Source organism: Hymenobacter armeniacus (assembly GCF_014699055.1).
GTDB lineage: Bacteria > Bacteroidota > Bacteroidia > Cytophagales > Hymenobacteraceae > Hymenobacter > Hymenobacter armeniacus.
In genome coordinates, this window is sequence record NZ_JACXAC010000005.1 from 597,992 (window position 1) to 613,034 (window position 15,043).

Genomic DNA, 15,043 nt, shown 5'->3' on the forward strand with positions numbered 1-15,043 from the left:
GCCTTGCCCGGGGCCTTAGTGAGCCGGCATGGCATCGGCGGGCGCCGCGGCCACTTCCACGGGCGGGTGCCGCCGAAACGAGCGCAGGGCCAGCCCCGCGCTGGCCAGCGCCATCACCGCCCCCAGCACAAACGGCGCCCCCGGAAAATGCACCGGCGCGCCTTCGCGGGTGAAGTAGCGGAACAGGCCCGTCATCAGCAGCGGGCCCACTACGCCGGTCACGCTCATCAGGCTGGTGAGGGCGCCTTGCAGCTCGCCCTGCTCGTTGGCCGGCACTTGGCCCGAAATGGTGCTTTGCAGCGCCGGCCCCGCAATGCCGCCCAGGCAGTAGGGGGCCAGAAACGCCAGCATCAGCCAGCCCCGCCAGGCAAAGGCAAACAGCACAAAGCCCACCGTGTAGCACAGCAGCCCCACCACAATGGCCCGCGCCGCGCCCAGCTTCGGAATGGCCACGCGCACCAGACCGCCCTGCACCAGGGCCGAAAACAACCCGATGACGCCCAGCGAAATGCCCACCATACCTTCGCCCCAGCCAAATTTCAGCTCGGTGTAAAACGTCCAGACCGACTGCACCGACGAGCCCGCCAAGTAAATCAGCACCAGCGAGGCCACCAGCGCCAGCACCGCCGGGTAGCGCTTCAGCCGCAGCAGCGAGGCCACGGGGTTGGCCCGGGCCCACTCGAAGGCCCGGCGCTTGGCCGGCGCCAGCGACTCGGGCAGCACCAGCAGCCCGTACAGGAAGTTGCACAAGCTCAGCGCCGCGGCCACCATAAACGGCGTGCGGGCGCCAAAGCCCGCCAGCAGCCCGCCCACCGTGGGCCCAATGATGAATCCCAGGCCAAAGGCCACGCCCACCATGCCAAAGTTCTGGGCCCGGTTTTCGGGCGTGCTGATGTCGGCAATGTATGCCGTGGCCGTGGTGAAGCTGGCCCCCGTGATGCCCGCCACCACGCGACCCACAAACAGCCAGGCCAGGGTGGGGGCAAAGCTCAGAAAGATGTAGTCGAGTCCCAGCCCGAGCAGCGCGGCCAGCAACACCGGCCGCCGCCCCAGCTTGTCGCTGAGCCCGCCCATCACCGGTGCAAAGCAGAACTGCGCCCCGGCGTAGGCAAACGTGAGCCAGCCCGAGTACACGGCCGCCTGGCTCAGCCCCTCGCCCGTGAGCTGCCGAATGAGCGTGGGCACCACCGGAATGATGATGCCGAGCCCGCTGACGTCAATCAGCAGCGTAACGAAAATGAACCCAAGGGCAGGCGAGCGCTGAGACGGCATAACACAAATGCTAAATACGATAGCAAAGATGGCTGATTAAACTGGTATTTCGGAGCCCTTCCGCTGCTGGCGGCTGTCCATAAGTAGCATGGGCGCGGGGGAATTTCGGCGCGGCGGCTATCCATTTGCAGGCCGTTGGCGTATGAGGCGCAAGTCCCGGCCCGTCCGGGTTTCCCTCCGATTTTACTTCATCCCCTTTTTTGCCATGAATCAGAAACGCACTTTTGGCAGCATTCTCACCGTGTTGGGCATCATCGGCATCATCATCGGCGCCCTCGCTTTCCTGGGCGTGGGCGGCATTGGCCTGAGCAAGATGAACTCCATCGTCCCGTTTGTGGTGGGCCTCATCTTCTTTTTTGCCGGCATCAACCTGGTGAAGACCACCGGCGACCGCGCCTAGCGCAGGCAGGCACCTAAAAAATTATTTCCTGTCCGCTAAGGCGTTATCAGCGCTGGGCAAGAAATATGAGCCAAATAATTGACATCCCAGAAAATCCCCGTACTTTTGCAGAACCAAACAGTGCGGGGTGGAGCAGTTGGTAGCTCGTTGGGCTCATAACCCAAAGGTCACTGGTTCGAGTCCAGTCCCCGCTACCTAAGAAAAGGCCGTTTCCAATAAGGAAACGGCCTTTTTCTTTTCCCATGGCGCAAAGGGAACACGGCCTCACTTAAATCCACCAAGTTTGAGGGAAAGATGGTTAATCAACGACCTTACTTGTCCTGCACCGCGACTGGAGGCGCCGCTGCCGCCGTGGAAGAATCAGGGTGCACCCACCCGCTGATTTCTTGATAATCGCCGCTTTCAGTGAGCCCTCCGCCCAATCGGGTGGTTTTCTGGTACCCAGCGTTGAAATAGTAGCGGCCCGACTGGGCGTGGTAGTTACCAATGCCTTGGCCCAGCTGCCGATAAGCTACGGCCGAACGATGCGGTGCAAAAGTCAGGCGAAGCTGTTGCAACTGGTGCGACCGAGGGTTTAATGTAACGCGGAGCTGTATGGCCCCGTCCGTGTCGTCGAGCACGGGCAGGGTGGCGGCAAATGCGGTGGCTTCGCGCTGAACGTTTTGCAGCGGCACGCTCCGCTGGCCGGGGGCCGGCCCCGGTGTACTCCCGGTCACCGGTTTTGTGGCCGTTGTCCCTACCGCTTCGGCCGCGCCTTTCTCCTGGGGTGGGCACACCCATTGCGTTGCTTTGCTGCCGCGCTGCACGGTGAGCACGCTGGAATGGGCCTCCTTGCGGAGGATGTCGCCGTGCTTCAGGTATACGCTTAACTCCAGGCTATCAGCCGATGCCGGGCCCACGTTGGCTGCTTCGGCCGCCACAAAGGCACTTACGTCGTACTGGTTTTTGGTGTGTCCGTTAAAGAAAAAGCTGTGGTAGCTACGGCTCTGCATGTGCCCCGTCACGCGCGCATTTACCGCCGTATCGTAACCGATGACGATGCGCGGGAAGAACAAGCGGCTGCCATACGGAATGGCCAGGTAAAAAAGCAGGGCGATGGCCCCCAGCGCGAGGATGTAGGCGGGTCTCATGCCGCCAAGATACCGGGCAGGCGTACGTTAAACACGTCGGCCAGGGCGCGGCGCGCGGCGTGGTAGCCGCACATGCCGTGCACGCCCCCGCCGGGCGGCGTCGACGAAGAGCACAGGTAGAGCCCCTTGGCCGACGTTTGGTAGGGCGACAGGCGCAGCACCGGCCGCGTAAACAGCTGCCCGATGTCGAGCACGCCGCCGTTGATGTCGCCGCCCACGTAGTTGGGATTGTGGGCTTCCATCTGGGCGGGGTTCATGGTGTGGCGGGCCAGAATACGCTCCCGAAAGCCCGGCGCAAAACGCTCCACTTGTTGCTCAATGGCCTGGGTCATGTCGTGCGTGGAGCCGTGGGGCACATGGCAATAGGCCCAGGCCGTATGCTGGCGCGCCGGCGCCCGCGTGGCGTCGAAGAGGCTTTGCTGGGCCAGCAGCACGAAGGGCCGCTCGGGGTGGTGGCCGTCCCAGGTGAGCTGTTCGGCGTGGGTGATTTCCTCCAGCGTGTTGCCCAGGTGCACCGTGCCCGCCCGGCGGCACTCGGGGGCGGTGAAGGGAATGGGCTCGGCCAGGGCCCAGTCAATTTTAAAGACGCCCATGCCGTAGCGGTAGCGCGCCAATTGCCACTTGTAGAGCGACGACAGCTGCTGCCCCGCAATGGCCAGCAGTTGCCGGGGCGTCACGTCGAGCAGCACCGCGTGCGCCGACGGCAGCTGGCGCAGCGATTTGACATAAAACCCCGTTTCGACCTGGCCGCCCAGCGACGTGAAATAGGACGTGAGCGCCGCCGCAATTTGCTGCGAGCCGCCCCGAGGCACCGGCCAGCCGCCCACGTGCCCCAGCGCCAGCAGCACCAGCCCAATGGCCGACGTGGCCACGCTGCTCAGCGGCAGCTGCGCGTGCGCCGCCATGCCTGCCCACAGGCCCCGGGCTTCGGGGGTGGTGAAGTAGCGGTTGGCCAGCAGCTGGGCCGGCAACAAGCCTTTCAGGCCGAAGCGGGCCATGGCGAGCGGGTGCGCTGGCAGGCGCAATGGTCCCAGGATGGCCGGCGCCAGGGCCCGCCAGTCGTTCACCACGGGGGCTACTAGTTGGCGGTAGGCGTCGGCGTCGGCGCCCAGGTCGGCGGCGGTTTCGACCAATGAAGAGTGCAGCGCGGCCGCCGTGCCGTTGGCAAAAGGATGGGCCGCGGCCACCGGTGGGTACATAAATTCCAGGCCGTGGGCGGCCAGCGGCAGCGTGCGAAAAAACGGCGACTCGGCCGCCAGCGGGTGCACCGCTGAGCAGATGTCGTGCTTGAAGCCGGGCAGCGTCAGCTCAGCCGTGCGCAGGCCGCCGCCCACCGTGTCCTTGCCTTCGAGCAGCAGCACCGACAGCCCCTGCTGCTGCAGCGTGATGGCGGCGGCCAGCCCGTTGGGGCCCGAGCCGACCACAATGGCGTCAAAATCGCGCTTGGTCAAGGGAGTGAGGTGTTGGGGTGAAGTGAGCTGTCGTGGCCATTAAACGAAAAAGGCCCGGCAACTGCCGGACCTTTTCTGCTGAACCGCAACCAAAGTTGCTTAGATGTTCAGTTTCACGAGCTTCATGCCCATTTTCTTTTCCTTCTTGAGGTAGTCCACCAGCATCACGTAGCCGGGCTTGGCCGGGTACAGGTACGAGGCGGTGGCGTTGCTGGTGCCGTCAATCTTGTCGACTTTGAACTGGCCGTTGTCGCCGAAGGCCACGTTGCCGATGACCTTCTTGGTGGCCTCGCCCTTTTCCTTGTCGTAGTTGATGTACACCACGTTGAACTGCGAGTTGGCGTCGTTTTTCTGGGTGAACTGGTAATCGAACTGGCCCGATTGGCGGAAGTACATGCCCAGGAAGCCCGTGCCCATGAGGCCCGCTCCCGGCGGCACGTAGGCCACGGAAGGGTCTTTGGGGAAGAATTTCACGTTGGTCAGCTTGTACTCCGGGTCGAGGGCAAACACCAGCATGTTGGCGATTTTGCCCTTCGACACCGAGGCGTTGCCGCCCAGCATGGTCATGGCTATGCCCATGCCGTCGCCCACCACTTTGTACTGCTCGGCCACGATGTAGGTCATGCCGTTGGAGCCGCGCACGATGGAGTGCGTGTAGTTCACGAAGCCGTCTTCCAGGCTCTGGCGGGCTTCGGCGGGCATGGCGGCGGCCACTTGGTTGTGCCAGCCGTAGTTGGTCACGGCCACCTGCTTGCCGGCTTCGCTGAAGCGCTTGATGAAGAAGCCCTGGCTTTTGTTCACGAAGGGCTTGTCGTTCAGCTTGTAGAACTCGCCCACGGCGATGAACTCGCGCTTCACCGGGTCGAAGGTGAACGAGCTGAGCGAGAGCTGCTCGGTGGTGCTGGTTTCCACCGGCATTTCGAATACTTTCTTGCCCGTGGCGGCCTCAATGGCCACCATGTAGGGGTTGATTTTCTTCGACATCACGCCGTCGCGCCGCAGGGCCGTGCCCAGGATGTACTTGTCCACGGCCTGGGTCAGGTTGATGGTTTCGTAGAACTTGGCCTTGGGGTCGGCGGCAATGCGCCAGCGCGGCGTCAGCTTGTCGTCGTACATCTGCAGGTTGTAGCCCTTCATCGTGCCCTCGTAGCTGTTGCGCACGAAGCCGTAGTTGGGCACCGGAAACAGGCCCATCGAGCCGAACATGCCCCCGCCGCCGCTGTCGCCGTCGTTGCCCTGCGCCCCAAACGACTGCATGGTGGCGGCCATATCGGCCCGGTTCAGCTCGCCAATGGCCTTGAAGCCCAGCTTTTTGAGACTGGTGTCGTAGGTTTCCAGCTCCAGGGTTTTGTCCTTGGCATTGTAGTAATACATGGCGAAGGCCGTGCCGTTGAAGGCGTTGCGCAGCAGGAAGTACTTGCCGGCGGGCTTTTGCAGGGTGATGTTGGTCACCTTGTTGAGGTCCTGGTCGTAGAAATCGAGCAGGAAATTGTCGTTTTTCTTGTCGGCCTTGTCGCCCTTGGTGTAGGTCACGTAGCCTTTCACCTCGTTGCCGGCATACACCGGCTCGATGGCCGTGCGCGACACGCGCGAGATGCCGTCGAGGGTTTGGGTTTGGGCGTGCAGAGCCGCCGGAGCTGCCAGCGCAGCCAATGAGGCCGCCAGCAGCGTGCGTTTAACAAACATGGAAATGGGGGTAAGGGTGGTGAATAGCGGAAGTGTTAACGAATGGACTTTTTGGAAGAAACAGGCTTGGGAAACAGTAGCTTGCTGAATTTGCCGTCCTGGTAGTGCGCCAGGTATTGCTGCTTGAGCGTGGCGGCGGTGGGCTCGCCGCTCAGGGCCGCGGCGGCGTAGCTGGCGGCCAAGGCATACTCGTTGGCCGGCGGGGCGGGGGCGGTGCTGCCGTTTTGGGCAAAGCAGGCCAGCAGGCCCTTGTAGTCGTCGGCTTTCCAGGCGTAGAGCGTGGTTAGCAATTGGTTGAAGTTGTCGTGGTGGTGCTTCGACACGTTGCCCACCACTTCGTAGAAGTCGTGCTTCAGCAGGTGCTCGCGCAGCTCGTACAGGCTCAGCGTCACCACCGAGCGCAGGTAGGCGTTTTGCGGGTCTTGGCGCAGTAGCTGCAGGGCCTCGAATAAGGCATGGTCGTAGCAGTCGTAGTCGAACCAGCTTTGCACGGCCTCCAGGCGGCTCTGGGCCACCACGCGGGCAAACTCGGGCGAGATGGCCGAGGGCCCGTCGGTGATTTGGCCCTGGGCCAGCTCGCTGAGGTAGCGCATGCGCTTGGCGCAGTCGGGGTGGGTTTTCAGGGTGTCGGAGGTTTCCATCACCGTTTTCACCGGCGCGGCCACCGTGAAAATGGACTTGGGCTTAGCCGGCGCTTCGGCCAGGGGATAGGGAAAATTGGCGCAGCCAAAAAACTGCCCCAGCGCCAGCGGCTCCGGCGTCAGGGGCTGGTCTATCTGGTCGAGGAGCTGCAGCACGCGGTAAGCCTGCTTCGTGTCGAAGCTCGTGCGCTTGAGCAGGGCGTAGCCCAGCGAGTCGGCCTGCTTCTCATACTTACGGTGGTGGTACGTGCTGTTCAGTTTCAGCCCAAGGGCCAGCGCCTTCAGCTTCGAACTGATGTTGTACTCGTCGGCCACGATGCGCTTCACTTCCTTGCGCACCTGCTTGCTGTGGATTTTGGTGAGTTGCTCGCGCAGGCCCGTGGCCATGTGCTGCTCCTGAATGTGGGCCAGCTCGTGGCACAGCACGTAGGCCAGCTGGCTTTCGTTTTCGAGGCGGCCCAGCAGGCCCACGTTCAGCATCACGGTGCTGTTGCCCACGGCGTGGGCGTTGGGCTCGGGGTTGCGGCTGAGCACCAGCTGCACGGGCGGCAGCTGCGGGTTGGCCTTCTGGATTTGGGCAAACACCCGCTGCACGTAGGGGTTCAGCACGGGGTCGAGCAGGGCCGAGTAGCGCACCGTGTTGTACACGTCGGTGCAGGCCTCCTGCGCAATTTTCTTGTAATGGTCTTTGTACTCGCCGCTCACCGACTTGGGCGTGACCAAATACTTCTGCACGGCCGTGCGGTGCGTCACGGCCAATTGGTGCACCTGCACGGTGTCGGGGGAGTAGAAGGGGAGGTAAGGCGCCTGTTGCGCCAACGCCGGGGTAGCCAGCATGCTGCCCACTGCGGCCAGCAAAAACAAGAGACGCATAAAGCCGTCGGAGGAATAAGATTTTGGAAAGGCAGACAATCCGTCGAACCAAAGGTAGAACGACGAATTGCTATAATCCTAACCGGTTATCCTGACCGGCAACATAATTTTTTGGTATTGGCTGCTAGCGCCTTATCTGCCGCGGCCCAAGCCCCGCAGCACCATCAGGCAGCCTTTTTCCGGGCCACCACGGCAAACAGCGGGTCGGAGCGGCCGGGGGGCAGCGGGCTACGGTCGAACAGCTCGATGGCGTGCCAGCCGCCCGCCGCAATTAGATATTGCTGCACCAGCGCCAAGTGGCCCCGGTCGTCGAGGGCGTGCCAGGCGGCAATGGCCTTGCTCGGAAAGCAGCGGTTGGAGAAGGTGATGACCAGCGGCGCCTCGGGCCGCAGCACCCGGGCCAGCTCGCGCAACACCGCCACCGGCTGGGTGAGGTAGTCGATGGACACGCAGATGGCGGCGCCGTCGAATTCCGCATCGGCAAAGGGTAGGGCGGGCTGCTGGTTGAGGTCCTGCACCACGTAGCTTTCGAGGCGCGGGTTGGCCGCCAGCTCGGCCTTGTTCATGCCCAGGCCCACCACGCGGCGGTAGGGCACCTCGGCCGGCAGGTGGCTCACCCAGCTGCTCATCAGGTCGAGTAGGTCCGTATTGGGCGGGAAGTACTCACGGTACAGCTGCGTGACGGCCGCAATGGCGCGGTCGTCGATGTGCGTCACGAAGCGCGGGTGATGGTAGAACTCCGCGTCGGGCGTTTCGTCCTGGCGGCGGAAGAGGTTGGCGGGGAGCGGGTTGTTGGGGTTCATAGCGGGATGTAGAGACGCAACACATTGCGTCTCGTCGCTGAACGATTAGAACCACGCAGTTCGGGTATCGTTCGGTTGTCGTGCAAGCGTATTTGTTCAACGACGAGACGCAACATAGTGCGTCTCTACCCCGCCAGAAACGCCTTTAAATACGGCGCTGTGCGGCTCTCACGCACCTTCGCCACCTCGCGCGGCGGGCCGGCGGCCACCACGCGGCCGCCTTCTTCCCCGGCGCCGGGGCCGATGTCGATGACCCAATCGGAGCCGGCCACCACGCGCATGTCGTGCTCCACCACGATGACCGTGTTGCCGGCTTCCACCAGGCCTTCGAGCTGTGTCATCAGCTTCTCAATATCTGACGGGTGCAAGCCGGTGGTGGGCTCGTCGAGCACGTAGAGCGTGTTGCCGCGGCCGATGCGCTGCAGCTCCGTAGCGAGCTTGATGCGCTGAGCCTCGCCGCCGCTGAGCTCGGTGGCGGGTTGGCCGAGGCGCAGGTAGCCCAGGCCCACCTCGCGCAGCACGGTGAGGGCGCGGAAGATGGCGGGCTCATCGGCGAAGAACTCCCACGCGTCGTCCACGGTCAGGCCCAGCACTTCGGCAATGTTCTTGTCGCGGTACTGGATTTCGAGGGTTTTGGCGTTGTAGCGGGCGCCGTGGCACACGGGGCAGGGGGCGTACACGCTGGGCAGAAACAGCAGTTCCACCATCACGAAGCCCTCGCCGGCGCAGTTTTCGCAGCGACCCTTGGCCACGTTGAAAGAAAAACGGCCGGCGTCGTAGCGGCGCTTTTTCGCGTCGGGCGTGGCGGCGAAGAGCTTGCGCACATGGTCGAACAGGCCGGTGTAGGTGGCCATGTTGGAGCGCGGCGTGCGGCCGATGGGCTTCTGGTCGACGCGCACCAGGCGCTTGATTTTGTCTAGGCCGGCCGTGATGTGGCCGCCGAGCGTGGCCGGCGCGGGCGCGGCCAGCGGGTCGGTTTCCTCTTCTTCGGCTTCAATGGCCTGGCCCAGGCTTTCGGCCACCAGCTCCACCAGCACCTGGCTCACGAGGCTGGACTTGCCCGAGCCCGACACGCCCGTAACCGTGGTGAACACGCCCAGCGGAAATTCCACATCGAGGCGGTCGAGGTTGTTGCGCGTCACACCGGCCAGCTTCAGCCAGCCGGTAGGCCGGCGCGGCGACTGTTCGGGCAGGGCCGCAATGTCGAACAGAAACTGGCGCGTCTGGGAGGCGACCACGGCTTTCAGGCCTTCAGGAGGGCCGCTGTAAAGAATCTCGCCGCCTTTCTCGCCGGCGGCGGGGCCCACGTCCACCAGCCAGTCGGCCTGGCGGATGACGTCCAAATCGTGCTCCACCACAAACAGTGAGTTGCCCGCGCTTTTCAGGCCAGCCAACGCCTTCAACAAAGCCTCCGTATCGGCCGGGTGCAGGCCGGCGCTGGGCTCGTCGAGCACGTACACCACCCCGAACAGGTTAGAATACAGCTGGGTAGCCAGCCTTAGCCGCTGCAGCTCGCCCGGCGACAGTGTAGGCGTGCCGCGCTCCAGCGACAGGTATCCCAGGCCCAAATCGAGCAACACGGTGAGCCGCGCGGCCAAGTCCTCGGCAATGCGCCGGGCCACGATGGCCTGTTCGGGGTGCGCGAGGTGGCCGGCCGTTTTGCCCGCGGCAAAGGGCTGCAGCAGCGCCGCCAGCCGCTTCAGCGGCAACCGCGACATCTCCGCAATGTCCAGCCCGGCAAACTTCACGCTCAGCGACTCCCGGCGCAGGCGCTTGCCGTGGCAGGTGGGGCAGTCGGAGCCCAGCATGTACTGGGCCACGCGCTTTTTCATGAGTGCGCTCTGGGTGGTGGCGAAGGTGTGCAACACGTATTTCTTCACCCCCATGAAAGTGCCCATATAGTTCGGCGGCTCGCGGCGCTTGATGGCGCGCTGCGTTTGCTCGGGCGAGTAGCCGGGGTACACGGGCAGCACGGGCTGCTCTTCGGTGAAGAGTATCCAGTCCCGGTCCTTCTGCGGGAGGTCCTGCCAGGGCGTGTCCACGTCGTAGCCCATGCTCACCAGGATGTCGCGCTGGTTTTGGCCACCCCAGGCTTGGGGCCAGGCCGCAATGGCCCGCTCCCGGATGGTGAGCGTGGGGTCGGGCACCATGCTCTGCTCCGTCACTTCATACACGCGGCCCAGGCCGTGGCAGGTGGGGCAGGCGCCCTCGGCGGTGTTGGGCGAAAAGGCTTCGGCGTAGATGATGCCTTGGCCGGCCGGGTAGTCGCCGGCCCGCGAGTACAGCATGCGCAAAAGGTTGGAAAGCGTCGTCACCGAGCCCACCGACGAGCGGGTGCTGGGCGCGCCGCGCTGCTGCTGCAAAGCCACCGCCGGCGGCAGCCCGTCGATGGCCGTGACTTCGGGCACCGCCATCTGGTGAAATAAGCGGCGGGCGTAGGGCGACACCGACTCCAGATACCGCCGCTGAGCCTCGGCGTAGAGCGTGCCAAACGCCAGGCTGCTTTTGCCCGAGCCCGACACGCCGGTGAACACCACCAGGGCATCGCGCGGAATGTCGACGTCGACGTTTTTGAGGTTGTGCTCGCGGGCCCCGCGCACGCGCACGAAGCCGGTGAAATCGGAAGCAGAGGAGGGGGAGGAATTGGCCATGGAAAGGAGGCGTTGCGTTGGGCTAGGCTTCGCATACGTAGCCGCCGCGGGTTCATCCATGCCGCTGGCAGATAGCTGTGCCGGCTGGTGCTTGCTACGGCTGAGTCCATGGGCGGCATGGGTCCGGGCGCCACGGGCCAAGCGGTTGGCCGTCTGAGAAATCCTGCTTAACCTTGACGCCACAACTTTCTTTCCTGCGTGAAAACAGTTCTACTGGCCGTGTTGCTGCTGGCCGGCGCCGGGCGTGCGGCCCGCGCCCAAACCTATTATCCCGACCTGACTTCCCAAACCCTGAACGTGCCCGGCCGGGCCGTGTGGGTGGAGCAAGTGGTGGACGGCCGCGTTGGAAATCCGCCCATCGGCATTGCGTACCGGGCTGGCAAATCGGCGGCCATCGAGTTTCGGCAGGGCGTGGGGCCCGAGCTCACCACGTTTCTGCTAAGCCAGCTGCCCCGTCAGCCGTTCGACCACCCGGTGGTGCTGTGCCTGCGCCGGCTGCAACTCAGCGAAACCCTAGGCGGCACTCAGGAACAGGCCACCGCCGAGCTGGCCGCCGACGTGTACGAGCACCTGCCCGACGGCTACCATTTCGTGCAGGCCGTGGCCGCTCAGGCCAGTAACACCGGCCGCGAAGTGACGTACCGCCACGCCGAACACGTGACCCAGATGCTCGGCCACTGCCTGGGCCAGCTCACCGGCACTGCCTGGCCGACGGTGGCCGCCCGCCCGGCCCGCACCCTGACCGAGCTGCCCGCCGACCAGCCCGCGGCGCTGGTGGGCCGCCGCGCCGTGCCCGCCGTGCTGCGCGAACCCCTGCGCCGGGGCCTGTACCTGCGCTTCGACCAGTTTCTGGCCAACCGGCCCGATACCGCCCTGGCGTTTTCCCTCGACACGCTGCGGCGGCACTACCGCAGCCGCCTGGCCACGGTGCAGTGGCTGGGCGTGGCGCGGGTGCGGCCGAAAGGACGCCTCGGCATCGACCACAACGTGCCGCTGCCCGAGCTGTGGGGCTTCTGCGACGGCCAGCAAGCTTTCGTGAAGTATGGCAAGGAGTATTTCCCGCTGATGCGCCAGGGCAATTCCTTCACCTTCGTGGGCGAAACCCCGCTCGACCAGGTACACGAGGCCGCGCTGGCCCAGGCCCAAGGCCGAACGAGCATGATAGCGGGAGTGGCCGGCGCGGTCCTGGCCCGCACCAACGTGCCCGACCACACCGGCGAACCCTTGGCCTACGGCCTCGACATGAGCACCGGCGCCACCAGCCCGTACCCCAGCCTGCGCACCCCGCTGCGGTCCGACACGGCATTCGTGTACATCTACCGCCCCGCCCATTCGGCAGGCGCCGAGGCCGTGAAAGTGCTGGTGAACGGCCAGGAGGTGGGTGCCCTGCTGGCCGGTCAGTACCTGGAATTGCCCTGGGCCCGCTTTGGCAAGCCCATGTAGCTGTGCCTGTATGGCGTGGCAGCGGCCAGCCCCTGCCAGCAGGTGGTGCCCAACACGGTGCAGCTGAACTACTTGAAAATAAACTCCCCCAAGGACACTCACCCCTGGCAGTGGATGCCCCCAGCCCAAGGCTCTGCCGACCTCGACGAGCTGGACAAGCGCGGCAAGTAGGCGCCGCTTAGCCCGGCTGCAGCACCAGGCTGGCCGAGTTCATGCAATACCGCAGTCCGGCCGGCTCCGGCCCGTCGGGAAACACGTGGCCGAGGTGGCCGCCGCACACGTTGCAGCGCGCCTCAATGCGCTGCATGCTGAAGCTTTCGTCGAAGAAATACGCAATGGCGCTGCGGGCCGCGGGCTGCCGAAAGCTGGGCCAGCCCGAAATGGCGTGGTACTTCTCCTCGGCCTCAAACAAAAGGCTGCCGCAGCCGGCGCAGGCGTAGCGGCCGGGCTCGTAGGCGCGGCAGTAGGCGTTGCGGTAGGGCGGTTCGGTGGCGTGCTGGCGCAGCACCCGAAACCGCTCCGGCGGCAGCAGCGCGGCCCACTCAGCTTCCGAATGCTCCACGCGCCGGGCGGGCTCGGGGTTGCCGTACTTGGCGTAGGCGAGGACGTCTTTCCAACGCAGCATGCTACGATTGGCCGGGCGCGGCTAGGCGCTGGTGGTTAGCAGGGCCACCACGGCTGCGGGGTCGTCGACTTCGATGATGAGCTGCTGGTATTCTTCGTCTTGCAGGTCGATGACCACCACGTTTTCGGGGTGTACCACGTCGACAAACGCGGGCTTGAGGCCCGGCACGCCGTGCAGGTAAAAGGTGCCGGCTTTGATGACCCACGGCATGTAGGTGCCCAGCGCCCGAAAGCCGCTGAGGTTTTTGCCCACTTCCGCATCGGCCCGGACGCCCGAAATGTGGCTGCGCGGAATGGTGAGCGAGCTTTTGAAAGCCCAGATTTTGTGCAGGCCCTGCACGGTGAACACGACGGTGTCGTGCTGAATGGTGACGTCAACCATGAACCAGGTTATTGAGCAAGCGAAGGTGAGGAATTGGGAATGGCGGCTTCCGGGCCGCGCGGCGCGGGTTGGCCGGCGGTTTGGGCCCGCATCAGCAGCAAATAAACGGCGCCCGACACCAGGAAGCCCACGAACCAGGCGTAGTTGTACACGGCCACCAGCCCCGGCCACACCGCGCCCTTGTCGAGCACGCCGATGGCGGTGAGGAAGCCCGGCACGTTAGGCAGAATGCCCACAACGAGCGCCAGCAGGGCGGCGCGGTTCACGCCGTTGCGGTAGGCGTAGCGGCCGTGGTACTGGTAGAGGTCGGGCACGTCGAGCTGCTGCTGGCGGATGAGGTAGTAGTCGGCAATCATGATGCCGCCGATGGGGCCCAGCAGGCCCGAGTAGCCCACCAGCCAGGTGAAAATGTAGCCCGACGGGTCGGCAATGAGCTTCCAGGGGAAGATGAGCAGGCCGATGACGCCGGTAATGTAGCCGCCGGTTTTGAAGCTGATGCGCGCGGGCGAGAAGTTGGCGAAGTCGTTGGCCGGGCTCACGATGTTGGCGGCAATGTTGGTGGCCAGCGTGCTCAGGGCCACGGCCAGCATGGCGAAGCTCACCAGCAGCTTGCTGTCGAACTTGCCGGCCAGCACCACCGGGTCCCAGATAGTTTTGCCGTAGATGACGAACGTGGCCGAGGTCACGACCACGCCCACGAAGGAAAACAGCGTCATGGACGTGGGCAGGCCAATGGCCTGGCCCATCTGCTGGGCGCGCTGGCTGGTGGCGTAGCGCGTGAAATCCGGAATGTTGAGCGAGAGCGTGGCCCAGAAGCCCACCATGCCCGTGAGCGAGGGAAAGAAGAACGCCCAGAACTGTGCGCTGCTCGTGAATTTGCTCGGCTGCGCCAAAATGGGCCCCAGCCCATTGCCCGCCGATATGGCCCACCACAGCAGCGCCAGCGCCGCCACTGGCAGGAAAAAGGCTTTGAACACCAATAGCTTCCGAATGCTGTCGACGCCCAGGTACACCACGTACATGTTCAGCACCCAAAACAGCAGAAACACGATGGCCGGCCCCGTGGCCAGCCCCCAGCTGGCCGGAAAAACGGCCGGCAGCGTGGCCAGCCCCGGCACCCACAGCACCGCCATTTGGTAGAGGGCATAGCCGCCTATCCACGTCTGAATGCCGAACCAGCCGCAGGCAATGATGGCCCGCAGCAGCGCCGGCACGTTGGCCCCGCGCACGCCAAAGCTGGCCCGCGCAAACACCGGAAACGGGATGCCGTACTGCGCCCCGGCCCGGCCATTGAGCAGCATAGGCACCAGCACGATGGTGTTGCCCAGGAAGATGGTGAGCAGGGCCTGCCACCAGTTCATGCCGCCCTCGATGAGCGAGCTGGCCAGCATGTAGGTCGGAATGCACAGGCTCATGCTAATCCAAAGAGCGGCGTAGTTGCCGGTGCCCCAGGTGCGCTCGGTGGGCGCCACGGGGGCCAGGTCGGGGCTGGTGAGGCCGGGGGCGGGCGCGATTTCAGTAGCGGGGTTCATGGTCGAATCGAACTAATAAGAACGTCATGCTCATCTGGCGTCCGCGCAGTCGAAGCATCTCTACCGCAATAGTAAATAATTACTTGCGCAGTAGAGATGCTTCGACTGCGCGGACGCCAGATGAGCATGACGTTCCTTTATGACTCGCCGCTCAC

Annotated in this window: 13 protein-coding genes and 1 tRNA gene; 4 read left to right on the forward strand and 10 right to left on the reverse strand. The window is 64.5% G+C overall.

What is annotated here, in order from left to right:
- Positions 1-15: 15 nt before the first annotated feature.
- A complete protein-coding gene (locus IC234_RS17250; RefSeq protein WP_190927009.1) occupies positions 16-1,272 on the reverse strand; it encodes a TCR/Tet family MFS transporter in 1,257 nt (418 codons plus the stop codon).
- A gap of 205 nt (positions 1,273-1,477) precedes the next feature.
- On the opposite strand from IC234_RS17250, the gene IC234_RS17255 reads away from it, so the two are divergent.
- Positions 1,478-1,672, forward strand: a complete 195-nt coding sequence (locus IC234_RS17255; RefSeq protein WP_190927011.1) for a hypothetical protein — start codon at positions 1,478-1,480, stop codon at positions 1,670-1,672.
- Between the two features lie 121 nt (positions 1,673-1,793).
- A tRNA-Met gene (locus tag IC234_RS17260) sits at positions 1,794-1,866 on the forward strand.
- A 117-nt stretch (positions 1,867-1,983) separates the two neighbouring features.
- Here the strand turns inward: IC234_RS17260 and IC234_RS17265 are convergent.
- From IC234_RS17265 to uvrA, 6 genes are all read right to left on the reverse strand, one after another.
- Positions 1,984-2,802, reverse strand: coding sequence for a hypothetical protein (locus tag IC234_RS17265; RefSeq protein WP_190927013.1), 819 nt, complete (start codon positions 2,800-2,802; stop codon positions 1,984-1,986).
- On the reverse strand, positions 2,799-4,253 hold the full coding sequence (locus IC234_RS17270) for a phytoene desaturase family protein (RefSeq protein WP_190927016.1): 1,455 nt from the start codon (positions 4,251-4,253) through the stop codon (positions 2,799-2,801). Before IC234_RS17270 ends, IC234_RS17265 begins: the two co-directional genes overlap by 4 nt.
- 99 nt (positions 4,254-4,352) lie before the next feature.
- Positions 4,353-5,939, reverse strand: a complete 1,587-nt coding sequence (locus tag IC234_RS17275) for a DUF6770 family protein (RefSeq protein WP_190927018.1) — start codon at positions 5,937-5,939, stop codon at positions 4,353-4,355.
- Positions 5,940-5,974: 35 nt separating this feature from the next.
- The gene (locus IC234_RS17280) at positions 5,975-7,453 is read right to left on the reverse strand and encodes a M48 family metallopeptidase (RefSeq protein WP_190927020.1); all 1,479 of its coding nucleotides are present in this window, start codon (positions 7,451-7,453) and stop codon (positions 5,975-5,977) included.
- A 164-nt stretch (positions 7,454-7,617) separates the two neighbouring features.
- Entirely contained in the window at positions 7,618-8,256 is a 639-nt protein-coding gene (locus tag IC234_RS17285; RefSeq protein ID WP_190927022.1) for a methyltransferase domain-containing protein, read from the reverse strand.
- Positions 8,257-8,381: 125 nt separating this feature from the next.
- Positions 8,382-10,907 (reverse strand): excinuclease ABC subunit UvrA, encoded by a 2,526-nt coding sequence (gene uvrA, locus IC234_RS17290; protein ID WP_190927024.1) that lies wholly within the window; start codon positions 10,905-10,907, stop codon positions 8,382-8,384.
- 198 nt (positions 10,908-11,105) lie between these two features.
- On the opposite strand from uvrA, the gene IC234_RS17295 reads away from it, so the two are divergent.
- Together IC234_RS17295 and IC234_RS17300 are read left to right on the forward strand one after the other, a co-directional pair.
- Positions 11,106-12,350: a hypothetical protein gene (locus tag IC234_RS17295; RefSeq protein WP_190927026.1), complete on the forward strand. Its 1,245-nt coding sequence runs from the start codon at positions 11,106-11,108 to the stop codon at positions 12,348-12,350.
- A gap of 15 nt (positions 12,351-12,365) precedes the next feature.
- Positions 12,366-12,521, forward strand: coding sequence for a hypothetical protein (locus IC234_RS17300; protein WP_190927028.1), 156 nt, complete (start codon positions 12,366-12,368; stop codon positions 12,519-12,521).
- 7 nt (positions 12,522-12,528) lie between these two features.
- On the opposite strand, the gene msrB is transcribed toward IC234_RS17300, so the two are convergent.
- Genes msrB through IC234_RS17315 form a run of 3 tightly spaced genes read right to left on the reverse strand, consistent with a single transcriptional unit; the run spans position 12,529 to position 14,888 of the window.
- On the reverse strand, positions 12,529-12,975 hold the full coding sequence (gene msrB, locus IC234_RS17305) for a peptide-methionine (R)-S-oxide reductase MsrB (protein WP_190927030.1): 447 nt from the start codon (positions 12,973-12,975) through the stop codon (positions 12,529-12,531).
- A gap of 21 nt (positions 12,976-12,996) precedes the next feature.
- Positions 12,997-13,356 (reverse strand): hypothetical protein, encoded by a 360-nt coding sequence (locus IC234_RS17310; RefSeq protein WP_190927032.1) that lies wholly within the window; start codon positions 13,354-13,356, stop codon positions 12,997-12,999.
- Positions 13,357-13,364: 8 nt separating this feature from the next.
- On the reverse strand, positions 13,365-14,888 hold the full coding sequence (locus tag IC234_RS17315) for an NCS1 family nucleobase:cation symporter-1 (protein ID WP_190927034.1): 1,524 nt from the start codon (positions 14,886-14,888) through the stop codon (positions 13,365-13,367).
- Positions 14,889-15,043 lie beyond the last annotated feature (155 nt).